Raw genomic sequence first — 16,384 nt, 5'->3', positions numbered from 1 at the left:
GAAATCCATCTCGGCTCCGGTCGGGAACGGATGACCCCGGGAGGCAGGGTTCGTCTTTTCCGGACACGGCGGATTTCCGGAAGAGACACGGCAGGCCCGAGTGAGTTGTAACGAGGCGTAACCGTATGGCGAACAAAAAGTACATCGAGTCGATCGAGGACAAGGCCTTCCAGGCATTGGACGAAGCGCTGCAGATCGATTTCAGTGAAGAGAACTTGGAGTCTCGCGGCAATTCAACATCCGATGCCCCGGAGGCAAGTGTGTCTGAGCCATCCAATCCGCCTGCAAAACAGTCCCAGGAAGATGCGTCCCACAAGGCGTCTGCTGCGCGCGGTACCACCGCCCGTCCCGCCGAGGCGCCGAAGAGCCCCGTCTTCGCACCCGCCAATGACGCCAATCGCGCCAGCCCGGCCAGCATTCTGAAGGCGCTCGACGGCGGCTCGCAAAGCAGAGCCGTCCGCAACGCCACCATAGTCTCCCTGTTCTGGATCATCGGCGGCGCCGGCCTCGCCTTCCTGCTCTATGGCGAACAGATCCGCGGCCTGCGCTCGATCGCCGATCTTGCCGCCCTGCCCGGCCTGATTGCCTGCATCATTGGCATCGTCGTTCCGGTACTGCTCTTCTATGCCTTCGGCATGATGATTTCGCGAGCCCACGAGATGCGCAATGCCGCCCGCTCCATGGCGGAAGTGGCCCTGCGCCTGGTTGAGCCCGAAACGGTTGCTTCCGAGCGGATCATGACGGTCGGCCAGGCCGTTCGCCGCGAAGTCTCGGCCATGAACGAAGGCATCGAGCGCACCATCGCCCGCGCCACCGAGCTCGAAACCCTGGTCCACACCGAAGTCAACGCGCTGGAGCGCAGCTACGCCGACAACGAACTGCGCGTGCGCGGTCTCGTTCACGAACTCGGCTCCGAACGCGACGCGATCGTCAATCATGCCGAACGCATTCGCTCCTCGATCGTCGGCGTGCACGAGCAGATCAAGGAAGACCTGTCGCTGGCGACCGAAGAGATCGCCGTGCGCCTGTCGACCTCGGGCGAGGCTTTCGCCTCGATGATCGACACCCGCGCCGCAACCCTGATGGAAAAGTCGGATTCCGCCGTGGAGGCGCTCGGCACGCTGCTCGCCGCCAAGACCGACAGCCTGCTGCAGAACCTCAATGCCTCCGGCTTCGCGCTAAGCCAGGAATTCGACACTCGCCTTGACGCGCTGTCCTCCACGCTGGCCGAACGCGGCAAAGACCTGCTCGGCCAGTTCGAAACCCGCGCATCCACGCTCGACGCCAATACCGAGAAGCTGAATACCGCTCTCAACGAGCGCGCCCGCCAGCTCAACGAAACGCTGGTTGCCCGCACCCGCGAGATCAGTGAAAGCTTGACCGGCGGCGAACGCTCGATCACCGGCACGCTCGACGACGTGCTCTCCAAGCTGAACCGCTCCCTCGACGAAAAGGGCGCGAGCTTCCGCCAGAGCCTGCAATCGACCGCCGACGACGCCATCATGGATATCGATCTGCGTTCCGGCTTCTTCGAAGAGCGGTTCCAATCGACCGTGGCGCAGCTCTCGACCACCTTCGACGAACGCGTTTCCGAATTCACCTCCGCCTTCGACAAGCGCGCCGGTTCGCTGGACAGCAAGCTGTCGGAAAGCCTGACGCGGATCAACGAGACGCTCAGCGGCGGTTCGGACGCGATCGACGGCATCCTGACCTCCAGCATCGAACGCTTGGGTTCCTCGCTGACCGATCAGTCCTTCGCGCTGGCAACGACGCTCGCCACCAGCCAGGAAGTACTCGAAAGCGCGATCGGCTCGAAGGCCGGCGAATTCGCCTCCGCCGTGCAGGGCGTGGCGCGTGATGTCTCCGCCGCGCTCCAGAGCGGCACGGAAGAACTCGCCTCGACCTTCAGCGGCCGTTCCAGCGAGCTCACCAGCACGCTCGCGGCCCATTCCGGCGAATTCACCAAAACCGTGGAAACCGCCACCTCGGATATCTCGTCCGCCCTCAACAAGGGCACCAGCGAGCTGACCAACACCTTCCTTGGCCGCGTCAGCGAGATCAACAACACGCTCTCCGCCCGCACCGGCGAGATCACCCAGGCGCTGGGCTCCGCGCATGAGCATATCGACGCCGTCATGGCCGAGCGCAGCAGCGCCCTCTTCGGCGCGCTCACCGACCATCAGTCCCGATTCGAACAGACCCTGGCGGACCGTTCGGCCGGCATCCTCAATGCCGTCAGCGGCACCCATGAGAGCCTGACCTCGGCCCTCGACGAACGCGCCGCCAAGCTGACGACATCGCTTGCCGAAAGCCAGAACCGTTTCGAAAGCACGCTGGCGAGCCGAGCCGATGCCATTGCCAGCACCGTCGCCGATACGCACGACAGGCTGGCTGATACGCTCGACGACAAGGCCATGGCACTCGCCATCGCCCTCTCTGACGGACAATCCCGCATCGAGGACACGCTCGCCAACCGCGCGGAAAACCTGACCAGCGCCCTGGCCGATACCCACAGCAAGATTGCCGATGCGCTGGACGACAAGGCGATGGCGCTCGCCATTGCCCTTTCGGAAGGACAGTCGCGCATCGAAGACACGCTGACCAGCCGTGCCGAAAGCCTGACCAGCAGCCTGGCCGATACCCATAGCAAGATTGCCGACACGCTCGATGACAAGGCCATGGCACTTGCCATCGCCCTCTCCGAAAGCCAGGCACGTCTGGACGATACCGTCGCCGGCCATGCGGAAATGGTCGCCAACACCCTCGATGGCAAGACCAAGGCGCTTGCCGATGCCCTGAACCAGGGTCAGTCGCGCCTCGAGGAAACGCTGTCTCACCGCGCCGAGGCGATCGCTAGCGCCTTCACCAACAACCACAGCGCCGTCGCCGACACCCTGAACCAGAAGGCGACCGCCCTGGCCGCCTCGCTGGCCGATACCCAGTCGCGCCTGGAAAATACGCTCGCAAGCCGCATGGATGCGCTTGCCGACACCGTCGCCGGCACGCATGACAAGATCGTCGGCAGCCTGGACGACAAGACGCTGGCGCTCGCCATCGCACTGTCCGACAACCAGGCTCGCATCGAGGAAACGCTGGCAAACAGCGCCGAAGCGATCGCCCAGTCGATCAATCAGGGCCATGCCGCGCTGACCGATACGCTCGACGACAAGAGCATGGCCTTCGCCATCTCTCTCGCCGAGAACCAGAGCCGCTTCGAAAGCACGCTCGAATCCCGCGCCAATGCCCTGCTCGACAGCGTCTCCGGCGCGGAATCCCGCGTTGCCGGCGCCTTTGGCGACAAGGCCGATGCCATTCGCGCCGCCTATACCGAAAACCAGGAGCGCCTCGACCGTTCGCTCAGCGCGCATACGGATGCACTTTCCGGCCTGCTCGGCAGCAGCAGCGAGCGCATCGAGAGCGTTGTCGGCGGCTCGGCGGAACGGGTCGAAAAGGCCCTCGGCGCCGGCCTGTCGCAGATGGACGAAAACCTCGCCTCCGCTTATGAGCGCATGCGCTCCACCCTGGAGGATCGCAGCAACGCCATCAGCCTGACGCTGCGCGACGCCCATGAGCAGATCGACAACACGCTGATGGAACAGGCGACCGCCATCGGCACCTCGATCGCCACCAGCGCCAGCATGCTGGAAATGTCGCTTGAGGACCGCGAGGCCTCGCTGCGCCAGACCATCGACACCAGCGCGAAGACGCTCGAGGAGCGCTTGAGCAGCGGCGCCGGCGACATTGCCGGGCGCATCCAGCAGGCAGCCGGCGATATCGCCCGCTCGGCGGAGACCTTCTCGACCAACCTCAACCAGTCGATCGACGGCATGACCAGCCGCTTCGCCGAAACCGGTTCGCGCGTCGAGGCCAGCCTCTCCGCCCTCGAAAACCGCATCCATGACGGCGTGGGCGGCGTGGCCGCCCAGGTCGATGCCGCCGGCAGCCGGCTCTCCGATACGCTGGCGAGCGGCGCGGCCCGCATCGACAGCAGCGGCGACGATGCTTCGGCCCGCCTCACCTCGGCGCTCGACGCCCGGCTGGCTTCCATGGCCGAGGCCATCGACAGCCGGACCAACAATCTGAGCCAGGCGCTCGAAAGCGGCAGCGCCCGCATCGAGGAACGCCTGTCGACGATGGACCGTGCGCTCAATGTCGGCCTGGAAGCCGTCAACCGCACCATCGAAGGCAAGGCCACCAATCTCGCCACGACGCTGCGCACCGCCGTCGCCGATGCCGCGCAGGGCATGGACAGCGAAGCGACACGCACGGCCGACCTGCTCGCCCGCACCGGTCAGCAGTTCGCCGACGACCTCGGCAACCGCAGCGATGCCTTCACCCGCGCCATGAGCGAGCGCTCCGAAGAGATCGTCACCCGCGTCTCCGAAACGCACAATCGCCTGGCAGGCCAGGCCGCCGCCGTCGCCCAGACCTTCTCGGAAGCCGGCAATGCCATCGTCAACAAGGTCGCCGAGGCGGAGGGACTGGTCAGCAACCAGGTGAACGCCATCTCGCAGGCGCTGTCTTCCGCCGAACATTCGCTGGAATCGCGCGGCGCCGCCATCCGCGATACGCTTGCCGGCGGCAGCGAACAGATCGCCTCCACCATGGCACAGGTCGAACGCGCGCTCGATGAGCGCGGCAATGCGATCCGCTCCAGCCTGGAGCAGCGCGCCCACGAGATCAGCTCGACGCTCGCCGATGTCGACAAGGCTCTGGAAGCCCGCGGCACCTCGATCCGCACGACGCTCGACGAGCGCACCCGCGAACTCAACTCTATGCTCGCGGGCCGCTCCACCGAATTGTCGCGTCTGATCGACGAGAAGGCGCGTCCGATCGTCGACCGCTACGCTGCAACGGGCCAGGAAGCCGCTGCGCTGATCTCGCAGGCAGCGCAGGAAAGCAGCGACCGGCTGCGCGCCGAGAATGCCGCCCTGATCGGCGCCATCGCCTCGCGCACCAATGATACGCTGGCCGCCATTTCCGCCCGTACGGAACATGCCGCCAGCACGGTTAGCGCGCTGGAGAACAACCTGCTCGCCAGCGTCAACGGCATCATCGAGCGGCTGGCGGACAACAATTCCACCATCGTCGGCATGCTGAACAACGCTGCCCAGGAATTCAGCAGCATCGACGACCGCCTCGGCGTTACCTCCGCCCAGTTTGCCGACTCCGCGGCAAAGGCCGGCGAAATGGTCGCGGCCTCGACGCGCCTGCTCGAAGGCAAGGTGGACAAGCTCTCCGAGATCTCCGGCAAGACGCTGTCGCAGGTCGGCGGCATCATCGGCCGCTTCGACGAGCATTCCAAGGTCCTGTCGCAGGCATCCCAGCTTCTGGGCGCGGCGCAATCGAACCTCGTCTCGACACTGGAGGAGCGCGAAACCGCGCTTCAGAACCTCGCCATCGGCCTGGTACAGCGCTCGGAAGAGATCGAAAACACCATGCGCTCCCTCGGCAGCATGGTCGAAACCGCCTTCGAGCGCGCCGAGCAGCGTTCCAACCAGGTGACTGGCAATCTGCGCCAGGGCATGCAGGCCTCCTTCGCCGATATTGGCCGCGTTCTCTCCGATGCGGAAAAGCGCGCCGAACAGGCGGCGGAAAGCATGCGCGGCTCGATCCAGAAGGCTGGCGAGGAAGCCAACCAGACCGTCGAGAGCACCTTCGCCAACGCCGAGCGTCGCTCGGGCGAATTGACGGATCGCCTGCGCGGCGGCCTTTCGGCCTCGATCGCCGATGTCGAACAGATGCTCGCCGCTGCCGGCAAGACGTCGGATGGCGCCGCCCAGCAGCTTCGCGAAACGCTGCGCATCGCCGTCGATGACGCGGTCGGCCGCTTCTCCGGCGCGACCGACGAAATCCGCCGCTCGGCAAGCGATATCCGCAGGGAACTCGATCTGACCCGCAGCGAACTGAAGCGCGGCGCCTTCGACCTGCCGGAAGAGGCCAAGGAAAGCGCTGCCGCCATGCGCCGCGCCGTCGCCGAGCAGATCAAGGCGCTGCAGGACATCTCGCAGATCGTCGGACGCTCGACGCAGCAGCTGGAGATTTCCGAGCCGGCAGCCCGCGCCCTTGCCGACGTCCAGCCGGCTCAGCGGCCTCGCCCGGCAGCTCCCGCCCCGACCGCTCAGGCGCCCAGACCGCAGCAGCCCGCGCCGCAGGCGCCGGTCCAGCAGGCCGTGCCGCAACAGCCGGCTCCGCAGCCCCAGCAGCCTCCGATCGAAACCCTCGGCCTGCGCGGCTCCATCGCCACCGACCGCCCGGCCGTTCCGCAGCCACGGCCCGCCGAGACGCCGGCGCCGACCCGCCAGGAAGCGGCAGGCGGCGGCTGGATCAGCGATCTCCTGCGCGGTGCATCGCGCGACGAACGCGGCGACCTGCAACAGCCCGCTCGCCAGCCGGCGCCGCGCGCCCCGGCCGAAGCCGGTGCGACGCGCAATCCGCGCCATGTGGTGGAATCGCTGAACTCGCTCTCGGTCGATATCGCCCGCGCCATCGACCACGACGCCTCGGTCGATCTGTGGCGCCGCTACCAGCGTGGCGAACGGGACGTCTTCACCCGCCGCCTCTATACGCTGAAGGGCCAGCAGACCTTCGACGACATCAAGCGCAAGTACGACCGCGAGCCGGAATTCCGCACCGCCGTCGACCGCTATATCGCCGATTTCGAAAAGCTCCTGGCGGACGTCGCCCGCACCGACCGCGACCAAAGCGTCACCCAGTCCTACCTGACCTCGGATACCGGCAAGGTCTACACCATGCTGGCGCACGCGGCGGGCCGCCTGAGCTGAGATCTCAGCATGATAGGTGAAACCAAAAATCCCCGGTCAATGCGCCGGGGATTTTTGATTCTGTTGAAAAATGCCTGGTTGCGATGCTGCAAGCTAAATCGGAATGCGATGGCTACAGCGCCGCGAATTCATGCGCGAGCACGCCCATGATAATGTCATCGTACCAATGCCCATCGACGAACGCCGTCTCCCGTTCGCGGCCCTCGGGAACGAAACCGCATTTCTCGTACGCTCTAATAGCCCGGTCGTTGTAGGCAAGAACGCGGACACTGATCCGATGTAGCTGCATCGCACCGAAGGCATAGCCCAACACAAGCTTGATAGCCTTGCTGCCGAACCCGCGACCGAGACACGTCGTATCGTAAATACCGATCGCCATGGAAGCCCTTCGATCCTGAAGATCGACACGGTCAAGGCGAATTTCTCCTATCAGCGATCCCTCTGCTTCGATTATCCAGGCATGTGGATGCTGATCGAAGTTCCGAACCCATTTCTCGGCCGCAGCCCTTGTAAACGGCCGGACGTTATCCCGACTGACGCCAAACATTCTTGCGATATCGGCATTCGTTCCCAGAGCAAACCGCGCGTCGATGTCGGCCTCGCAAGGCCGACGAAGTCTGACGCCCGCGTCCTGAAGGTCAGGTACCGTGCTGGTCATCCGCGAATACCCCCAAAGATCTAAAGGAGCGAAAGTACCGCTTCTGCAAAATCACCCGGAGCCTCCTGCGGCAGGTTGTGCCCCACGCCAGCCAATATCCGGCGCTGATAATGTGCGGAGAAATGAGCTGCATCGCGGTCAGCCGTTCTTGGCGGATCGACGCCGTCGTCGGCGCCCTGCAACACGATTGTCGGCACAATGATATCGGGTTGCCTCGCCAGGCGCGCCTCGATCTCTGCGAAAGCAGGGTCGCCGGCAATGCCGCCAAACCGGTGACGGTAGGAATGGATGACGACATCGACGAAATCAGGATTGTCGAAGGCGGCCGCGCTGCGCTCGAAGGTCGCGTCGTCAAACGCCCATGTCGGAGACCATAGCCGCCAGATGAAGCGGCAAAACTCGCGGCGATTTGCGGCCAGCCCGGCCCTGCCGCGCTCAGAATGGAAGTAATATTGATACCAGTAGCGAGCCTCTTCCTCAGGAGAAGCGGGCAGTCCTGCCTTGGCGATATTCTGGATATTGTAGCCGGTTCCGCAGCTTACCAGACCACGAACACGTTCCGGCCAGAGCGCGGCGACGATGCAAGCCGCCCTGCCGCCCCAATCATAACCGCCGAGAATGGCGCTCTCAATCGAGAGCGCATCCATCAAGGCCAGCAAATCGGCCCCGAGCGACGCCTGCTCGCCAGAACGCGGCGTTTCCGACGAGAGGAAACGCGTCGGGCCATAGCCACGAAGAAACGGGACGATGCAACGCAGTCCCTTGCCTGCCAGCTGCCGTGCAACGTCATCATAGGCATGGGCGTCGTAAGGAAAACCGTGGAGAAGCAGGATCGGAAAGCCGTCCTCCGGGCCGGTCTCCTCATAGGCGACGTCGAGTACACCGGCAGCGATCGTCTTCATTGCCATTCCTTTCCTCGGGAATGGCCCGATGAAAACCAAACTCCCCACTGCCGCAAAACCCGATTGCTATCAGGCAACCGCCAGACCATTGAAAACAAAGAAACCACCTGCCGCGATCCGCTGCAAGTGGCTTTCGGCTCCCGCCTGATATCGGCCATTGTATTAAGCGAAAGGCGCCCATCGGAGCGCCTCTCCGCACGTCCAATATCAAGACTGCCCTTAACGGGCGCTCTGTACCTTTGAGATCAAACCGCTGGTCATGCCGACGAGCAGGAAATTATTCTTGATGCGAACCCAGTGATAGCCGCGCGGCGGAGCCGACAGGTGGTGGTGGCGATAGTCAACGCTGGCAGCGCGGCGGCGGTCGGACGCCGATAAACGGCGACCCGTTACCCAGCCGCCCTTGCGAACGACAATCTTCTTCTTGACCACGTCTTTCTTGACGACGATCTGCTTGTTCGCCGGCGCCGCATTGGCCTCGGTGGCCATTGCCAGCGGCGTTGTCAGAACCGAGGCGGCGAGAAGGATAGAAAGGATTTTTCTCATTGGGATGTTTCCTCGATTCGTTATTTGCAAAGGAGGCTTCTATCCCGTGAGAGATGAAGCGAACCTGACGATTCTATTACATTTTTGTAATAAAAATGAGATGCTTGCCGGGATTTACTGACAAAATAAGTACGACAGCTCATCGACAGGTCGCATCCGACGGCAATGCCGCCTTCCCTTGCAGATAAGGGCGTGCCGATGATCGGTAAAATCAGAGCTCGTCGTAATTGAACCAGTCGAAATCCGCCGTCTTCGCCCGCCCCGACGTATCGAAGGCGAACATGCCGACGAAGGCACCGGTGAAGGAACCATGCTCCCCGCGCCCACCCTCGTCGGAGATCACGCCGGCATCGAGCACAGGACCGATCGCCTGCCATGCCCCCATGCCCTCCGCCTGCCAGTAGAATTGCAGCTCGTTGTCGCGAACCTCGAGAGCGAGCTGAATGCGTCCTTCCGGCACCGAGACGCCGGCGCCGACCGGATAGATGAGCCGCGCATTCGGATAGTCGCCAGGGCAGCTCAGGATGGTGATGCAGCGGCCGAGCGTCTCATGCAGCGTCACACCGATCGCATGCAGCTTGAAGCGGTTATAGTAATGGGTAAGGCCGGCAACCTGCTGATAGGTGTCCGGCTGGAACTCGACGACGGTTTCGGCGCGGAAGCTATGATGCTCCTGCCGGCGGGCGACGAGCGCCTGCTCGAACCAGGAACCGATGCTTTCGCGCCCGAACAGCCGCAGATGGCCGGGCCGCTCCGCCAGGCTGAACAGGCGCTCCGGCTGCGGCGTGCGCAGCCATTGGAAATCTGCCGGCAGCTTGCCACCATCGAAATTGTAGCCGCTGCGCCGCGCCTTCTCGACATGCACCGCCCCATTTAGGCCGGGCACATCGACCTCCGGAACGCTGGTGCCGTTTTCCAGATAGAGCCAGCCGTCTTCCTTCCAGACGCATTTCTGCAGGCTGGTTTCGCGGCCGAGCGTGCAGCGGCGATGCGGCGGCAGCGGCCGGCCGGAGAGATGCGTATGATAGAACTGGCCGTCGGCGGTCTCGACATACTGACCGTGCCCCGCCCGCTGCAAGACCGCTTCCGGATGGCCCTTGGAGGTGATCAGGTGCTTGTTCGGATGCAGCTCATAGGGACCGTCGATCGTGCGCGCCCGCGCCATGGTGACGGCGTGATCATAGCCGGTGCCGCCCTCGGCAGTCGTCAGATAGTACCAGCCATCGCGCTTGAACAGATGTGGCCCCTCGACCAATCCGCGCTCGGTGCCGGCGAAAATGTTCTTGATCGGCCCCTTCAACGATCTCGTCGCCGCGTCCCACTCCTGCAGCAGGATACCGTCGAAAGCCGGCGATTTCGGCGAGCCGCCAAAGCTTTCCGTGCGATGGTTCCACTGCATGTTGACGAACCATTTACGGCCGTCGTCGTCATGGAACAGCGAGGGGTCGAAGCCCGAGGAATTGACATAAGACGGCTCCGACCACTCACCCTCGATCGTCGGCGAGGTCACGATGTAGTTATGCGCATCCTTGAAATTGCCGTCGAAGCGCTTGACGTCGGTGTAGACCAGCCAGAACAGGCCATCGGCATAGGAGAGGCATGGCGCCCAGATGCCGCAGCTATCCGGCTCGCCGCGCATGTCGAGCTGCGATGCCCGTTCCAGCGGTCGGCGCACCAGCGTCCAGTTCACCAGATCGCGCGAATGATGGATCTGCACACCCGGGTACCATTCGAAGGTGGAGGTCGCGATGTAATAATCGTCGCCGACGCGGCAGATGGACGGATCGGGGTTAAAACCCGGCAGGATCGGGTTGCGGATCATGGGCCATCTCCTCCAGAGAATGCAGCAATATCCGCCGTTCGGGCGGCAAGGGATCAAACGAAGGCAAAACGCCCGGAACATGGTTCCGGGCGTTTCGGGTAATTACGCAAGCTCGGCCGACTTGGCCCAGAGATTGATGTCGGCCTCCTTGGCATAGACATCGATCTGCTTCAGCTCTTCCGCCGTGAAGTCGAGATTGTCGAGCGCCTTGACGCAATCGACGATCTGCGACGAGCGGCTGGCGCCGATCAGGGCGGACGTGACGCGGCCGCCGCGCAGGACCCAGGCGATCGCCATCTGCGCCAGCGTCTGGCCGCGCTTCTCGGCGATTTCATTGAGCTTGCGGATATTGTCGATGATCGACGGGCGAATGAAATCGCGCTTCAGGAAGTGGTTCTGCGCCGCGCGGCTGTCCTCGGGAATGCCGCCCAGATACTTCGTCGTCAGCATGCCCTGCGCCAGCGGCGAGAAGACGATGGAGCCGATGCCGAGATCGTCCAGCGTATCGAGCAGCTTGTCGTCCTCGACCCAGCGGTTGAGCATGGAATAGCTCGGCTGGTGGATCAGGCAGGGCGTGCCGAGATCCTTGAGGATGGCGGCCGCTTCGCGCGTGCGCTGCGAATTGTAGGAGGAGATGCCGACATAGAGCGCCCTGCCCGAACGGACGATATGATCGAGCGCACCGCAGGTCTCTTCGAGCGGCGTATCCGCATCGAAGCGATGGGAATAGAAGATGTCGACATAGTCGAGCCCCATGCGCTTCAGGCTCTGGTCGCAGGAGGCGATCAGATACTTGCGGCTGCCCCATTCGCCGTACGGACCCGGCCACATGTCGTAGCCAGCCTTGGACGAGATGATCAGCTCGTCGCGCAGGCCGGCGAAATCGGTGCGCAGGATTTCGCCGAAGGCGGTCTCGGCGCTGCCCGGAGGCGGGCCGTAATTGTTGGCGAGATCGAAATGGGTGATGCCGAGGTCGAAGGCCGTGCGGCACATGTCGACCTTGCGGTCATGCGGCGTGTCGCCACCGAAATTGTGCCAAAGCCCCAGCGAAACCGCCGGCAGCTTCAGGCCGGAGCGGCCTGTTCTGTTGTATTTCATGTTCGCATAGCGATCGGATGCCGGTTGCCAAGCCATGATCTAAATTCCTTTGAGATGAAAAACGCGCGGGCTGTCCACCCGCGCGCAAACTAGCTTTTCCTGCGCCTACTTCAAGAGCGCCTGCGCCTCTTCGATGCCAAGCGCCGCCGGCTGGGTGCAGGTGGTTGTCAAATCGATGAAGCGGTTCTCCTCGCCCGACTTCAGGATCGAGGTCATGACGTCGACCCCATGCAGCGTGCGGTCGAGCGAGCAACGCGCATCGCGGCCGTCGATCAGCGATGCCGCGAGGTCCGCGAGACCCGCCGTGCGATAATTGGCGCGCGCGCCGCTCGGGCTTTCCTGGTTGGCTATGCCGAAGGGATGCGCCCAGTCGGCAAGCGGCTTGATCTCCTTGTCGCGGCCGCTGGCCTCGACCGTACCGCCGAAGAAGTTCGGATCCGGCACGTAGAGTGAGCCCTCGGTGCCGTAGAGCTCCATATTGGCGTGGCGATGCGACCAGACATCCCAGCTCGCCGTCAGCGTCACCGTCGCACCGCTGACGAATTCCAGCAGCGCCTGGATCGTCGTCGGCGTCTTCACCGGGATGACCTCGCCGTTGCGCGGCTGGCTGGTGATGGTGCGGGTCGGCGACGCCATCGAGGTCATGGCGCCGACGCGCTTTACCGGGCCGATGAGGTTGATGAGGTTGGCGACGTAATAGGGTCCGAGATCGAGGATCGGACCACCGCCCGGCAGGAAGAAGAAGTCCGGGTTCGGGTGCCACATTTCCATGCCGGGGCTCATGACGTGGCAGGTGCCCGACGTCACGCGCCCGATGCCGCCGTCATCGATGAACTTGCGGGCAAGCTGGTGCGCGCCGCCGAGGAAGGTATCGGGAGCGCAGCCGACGGCGACGAGCCCCTTCTCCTTGGCAATGCGACGCAGTTCCTCGCCCTGTTCCAGCGTCAGCACCAGCGGCTTTTCGGAATAGACATGCTTTCCGGCCTCCAGAATGCGCTTGGAGATCGGGAAATGCGCGTCCGGGATGGTCAGGTTGACGATGACATCGAGCTCGTCATTGGCGAGCAGCTCGTCCACCGTCTGTGCCTTGACCTGATACTCCTCGGCGCGCAGCCGCGCCGCTTCCATGTTGATGTCAGCACAAGCCAGCACCTTCAACCCCTTGAAGAGCGGAGCGAGCTTGAAATAGGTCGTTGAGATATTGCCGCATCCGAGGATGCCGACGCCGAGTTCCTTAGCCATGGAAATATGCCTCAAAAGGTCTTGAAGGATGCGATCGAACGCGTGATCAGACGATCGATGTCGTTCGGGTTGTCATGTTCGACGACGAAATGCTTGGCCTTGGTGCGGGCCAGCGCCTTGATGAGCTTCGGCCACGGAACCGTGCCATGTCCGACATCCGCCCAGCCATCCTCGTCCTTGTTCTCGCCAGCCGGCGCAATGTCCTTGACGTGAACGGACGTGATACGCGGGCCAAGCTTTTCGATCCACGCGAAGGGATCGCCGCCGCCGCGGATGACCCAGGCGATATCGGCCTCCCAGGAAATGTCCGGTGCGCCTTCAAAGATCTGCTCGATCGGCAGCGAGCCGTCGGCCTGCTTGACGAATTCGAAGTCGTGGTTGTGCCAGCCGAATTCGAAGCCGGCATCCTTGTATGGCTTGCTCATCTCATGCAGGCGCTTGCCGAAGGCGAGCCAGCCGGCGGCATCCGTCGGGCGCTGATCGGCGGCCAGATGCGGCGCGTAGATGGAATCCATGCCGAGCGTCTTGGCGATCGTCAGCGACTTCTGCACCTGGCCGTCGAGGAAATCCGGGCTGAAATGGCCGCTTGCCATGACCAGGCCGTTCTTGTCGAGCTCGGCACGCAGGCTCTTGAGGCCGGCCTCGTCGAGATCGGCATAGATGCCGCCGAAGCCTTCGACTTCGGCATAGCCGGCCTTGCCGAGCTTCACAAAGATATCGGAATAGGGCTGGAAATTGCGGGCGCTATAAATCTGAAATCCAAGTTTCGTCATCGTCATGCTCTCCAATGGCCTTATGGCCGTCTCTGTCTTGGGCCTATGGCCCTGAAATACCGCCGAGGGCGGCCGGATACCTCAATCCACCGACTGGCTGGACTGCAGGTCGTAAATGCGGAATTCCGGAACGACGCCGGCAAGCGGTCTTGTCGGCGTGAAGACGATACGGCGGCTCTCGCCGGCGGCGAGATCGAAGGCATTGTCGGAATAACGCCCCTCCGTCTCGCTCTCGATCATCACGAACAACGCCAGCCCCTTCGCTGTCACGATCAGCTCGACGGTGCCGTTCTCCTCGCTCTCCTCCCTCAGGACCGTGAGGCCCGCCGGTTGAAGCTCCAGGGCCTTGTAGGTGCCGTGAACATAATGCCCCTCGCCGCCCATGCCGTTCGACGCGGTAAAGCGCCAGGCGAGCAGGCAATCGGCCGGCACCTGCGAGGCATCGATGGACAATGCGGTGACGGCCGCATCCGGTGTGCAGACTGCATGCGCCGTCGTCAGCGGCACGCGTTCGCCATCAAGCCTGAGGAGCGACACGGCGATATCAACGGTGACATCGGCACCGGTGTCATTGACCAGTGACAAGCGGATGCTCTTGTTGTCCTCGGAGGGAATGGCCGCAACCGAGACCGGCTGGAAGAAGCGGCGCACCAGATAGTGCATCACCTTCCAGCGCCCGCCGTAATCGAGGCTCGACCAGGAGGCGACCGGCCAGGTATCATTGAGCTGCCAATAGATCGTGCCCATGCAATGCGGCTTCAGCGACCGCCAGTATTCCACCGCCGTCTTGATGGCGAGGCCCTGCTGCACCTGACTCAGATAGACGAAATTCGGGAAATCCTTCGGGAAGCGGAAATAGCGGAACATCGTGCCGGCGATACGCTCGTTGCCGCCGGCATTCTTCTGGTGCAGCTCCATCACCGGAGAGGCGATATTCATGTCCTTGGCGTCCGCATAGGTCTTGATGACCGGCAGCGACGTATAGGACTGGAAGCCGAATTCCGAGCAGAAGCGCGGGCGCACGGAGCGATAATTGTCGAAGGACTTGTTCTCGTGCCACACCGACCAGTAATGCATGTCGCCGGAGCCGTCCGCATGCCAGGCGTCGCCGAAGTTGAGATAACCGGAGGCCGGGCTGGAAGGCCACCAGATCGCGTCCGGAAGCGCCTTCTTCATCGCCAGTTCGATCGTCCGGTTCAAACGGTCGTAGGAGACGAGATAGCGGTCGCGGTCCTTGCGGGACTCCTCGAACCATGTGAGCGCCCCCACCAGCTCGTTATCGCCGCACCACAGCACGATCGACGGATGCGTTGCCAGCCGCCGGACCTGGTAGCCGACCTCCGCTTCGACATTTTCCAGGAAATCGCCCGTCGACGGATAAAGATTGCAGGCGAACATGAAGTCCTGCCAGACCATCAGGCCGAGCCGGTCGCAGGTGTCGTAGAACCAGTCATGCTCGTAGAAGCCGCCGCCCCAGACGCGAATGACGTTCATATTGGCGTCGGCGGCGGATTGCAGCAGGTCTTCGGTCAAAGCCGGGCTGGAGCGGGAAAACAGCGCATCCGCCGGAATCCAGTTGGCGCCGCGCGCAAAGATCTCGCGGCCATTGACCTTCAGCGCGAAGCGGCTGCCCGCCTCGTCCTCATCGGTAATGAGCTCGACGGTGCGCAGCCCGATCCGGCGCGTCACGCTTTCCGAGTTCGTTTCGACGGAGAGTTCGTAGAGCGCCTGCTCGCCGCTGCCGGCCGGCCACCAGAGCCTCGGCCTGTCGAGATGGAAGACATGTGTGATCGAGGTCTCGCCGGCATTGACGCCGATGTCGAGCCGCAGCCGCTCGTCATCGAGCGAAAAATAGACCTGGGCGACGCCGGTGCCCTTGGCAAACAAGGTCGCCGTCACCTTGAGATCGACCGAGCCGTCGCCGTTGTGGAACTGCCGCGTAACCACCGTCTCGATCCGCGCCGTCTCCAGCTTCTTCAGCGCGATGGTGCCGTAAAGCCCGAGGGGAGCAATGGCGATGTTCCAATCCCAACCGAAATGGCACTGCGGCTTGCGCAGCATGTTGCCGTTCGGGATCGGCGAATTGCCAGTGCTGTACGGAATGTAGAACGGCTGCTTGCCCTGCAGCTCGGCCCCCGCCTTGATGCTGGAATGCAAAAGGATGCGGATCTTATTCTCGCCCGTCTTCAGGGCCTTGGAAACATCGGGGCGATAGCGCTGGAAGCTATTGTTGCCTTCGAGCACGAGCACATCGTTGACATAAACGCTCGCCACCGTGTCGAGATAGTCGATATCCAGATACCAGTCGCCGCTTGCATCATCGAGCGTGAAGCTGCGGTCGATCTGCCAATCCTGATGCGCGACCCACTGCACCACCTCTTCGTTCCGGCCAAAATAGGGATCGGGGATGAGGCTGGCGGCATGCAGCGCGGAATGGACGTCGCCGGGAACCGGCATGGAGAGGGAATGATTGCTGTTGGGGGACGTCAGACGCCACGAACCAGCCAGATCGAGACTGAAACCATCATTGAATGCGGACGACATCGGACCTCCTCGGA

At 63.2% G+C, this 16,384-nt stretch carries 9 protein-coding genes; 1 reads left to right on the top strand and 8 read right to left on the bottom strand.

Annotated features, from left to right (window positions below; all coding sequences use genetic code 11):
• Window positions 1–125: 125 nt before the first annotated feature.
• The gene (locus FHX11_RS03110) at window positions 126–6,785 is read left to right on the top strand and encodes a hypothetical protein (protein ID WP_184354940.1); all 6,660 of its coding nucleotides are present in this window, start codon (window positions 126–128) and stop codon (window positions 6,783–6,785) included.
• 112 nt (window positions 6,786–6,897) lie between these two features.
• Here FHX11_RS03110 and FHX11_RS03105 read toward each other — a convergent pair whose 3' ends face one another.
• The 8 genes from FHX11_RS03105 to FHX11_RS03070 form a co-directional block, all read right to left on the bottom strand.
• Window positions 6,898–7,443 (bottom strand): GNAT family protein, encoded by a 546-nt coding sequence (locus tag FHX11_RS03105; protein ID WP_184354938.1) that lies wholly within the window; start codon window positions 7,441–7,443, stop codon window positions 6,898–6,900.
• 20 nt (window positions 7,444–7,463) lie between these two features.
• Window positions 7,464–8,345 carry an alpha/beta hydrolase gene (locus FHX11_RS03100; RefSeq protein ID WP_184354936.1) on the bottom strand — a complete coding sequence of 294 codons (882 nt, stop codon included), beginning with the start codon at window positions 8,343–8,345 and terminating at the stop codon, window positions 7,464–7,466.
• A 219-nt stretch (window positions 8,346–8,564) separates the two neighbouring features.
• Complete coding sequence (locus tag FHX11_RS03095) at window positions 8,565–8,891, bottom strand: RcnB family protein (protein ID WP_184354934.1); 327 nt, start codon at window positions 8,889–8,891, stop codon at window positions 8,565–8,567.
• Window positions 8,892–9,102: 211 nt separating this feature from the next.
• Complete coding sequence (locus tag FHX11_RS03090) at window positions 9,103–10,713, bottom strand: glycoside hydrolase family 43 protein (RefSeq protein WP_184354932.1); 1,611 nt, start codon at window positions 10,711–10,713, stop codon at window positions 9,103–9,105.
• Between the two features lie 102 nt (window positions 10,714–10,815).
• Entirely contained in the window at window positions 10,816–11,847 is a 1,032-nt protein-coding gene (gene mgrA / locus FHX11_RS03085) for an L-glyceraldehyde 3-phosphate reductase (protein WP_184354930.1), read from the bottom strand.
• A gap of 69 nt (window positions 11,848–11,916) precedes the next feature.
• Entirely contained in the window at window positions 11,917–13,053 is a 1,137-nt protein-coding gene (locus FHX11_RS03080; RefSeq protein ID WP_184354928.1) for a Gfo/Idh/MocA family oxidoreductase, read from the bottom strand.
• Between the two features lie 11 nt (window positions 13,054–13,064).
• Complete coding sequence (locus FHX11_RS03075; RefSeq protein WP_184354926.1) at window positions 13,065–13,826, bottom strand: sugar phosphate isomerase/epimerase; 762 nt, start codon at window positions 13,824–13,826, stop codon at window positions 13,065–13,067.
• 81 nt (window positions 13,827–13,907) lie between these two features.
• A complete protein-coding gene (locus FHX11_RS03070) occupies window positions 13,908–16,370 on the bottom strand; it encodes a glycoside hydrolase family 2 protein (protein ID WP_184354924.1) in 2,463 nt (820 codons plus the stop codon).
• Window positions 16,371–16,384: the final 14 nt, after the last annotated feature.

It is taken from the genome of Rhizobium sp. BK602, from assembly GCF_014195095.1.
Taxonomy (GTDB): Bacteria; Pseudomonadota; Alphaproteobacteria; order Rhizobiales; family Rhizobiaceae; genus Rhizobium.
Note: the sequence above shows the minus strand (reverse complement) of the source record. Positions and strands in the feature narration are given on the sequence as shown.

Excerpts from the sequence above, each read along its gene's own strand:
- FHX11_RS03110 (WP_184354940.1), top strand. The coding sequence starts at position 126 with ATGGCGAACAAAAAGTACATCGAGTCGATCGAGGACAAGGCCTTCCAG.
- FHX11_RS03070 (WP_184354924.1), bottom strand. The coding sequence starts at position 16,370 with ATGTCGTCCGCATTCAATGATGGTTTCAGTCTCGATCTGGCTGGTTCG.
- mgrA (WP_184354930.1), bottom strand. The coding sequence starts at position 11,847 with ATGGCTTGGCAACCGGCATCCGATCGCTATGCGAACATGAAATACAAC.
- FHX11_RS03080 (WP_184354928.1), bottom strand. The coding sequence starts at position 13,053 with ATGGCTAAGGAACTCGGCGTCGGCATCCTCGGATGCGGCAATATCTCA.
- FHX11_RS03095 (WP_184354934.1), bottom strand. The coding sequence starts at position 8,891 with ATGAGAAAAATCCTTTCTATCCTTCTCGCCGCCTCGGTTCTGACAACG.
- FHX11_RS03100 (WP_184354936.1), bottom strand. The coding sequence starts at position 8,345 with ATGAAGACGATCGCTGCCGGTGTACTCGACGTCGCCTATGAGGAGACC.
- FHX11_RS03075 (WP_184354926.1), bottom strand. The coding sequence starts at position 13,826 with ATGACGAAACTTGGATTTCAGATTTATAGCGCCCGCAATTTCCAGCCC.
- FHX11_RS03105 (WP_184354938.1), bottom strand. The coding sequence starts at position 7,443 with ATGACCAGCACGGTACCTGACCTTCAGGACGCGGGCGTCAGACTTCGT.
- FHX11_RS03090 (WP_184354932.1), bottom strand. The coding sequence starts at position 10,713 with ATGATCCGCAACCCGATCCTGCCGGGTTTTAACCCCGATCCGTCCATC.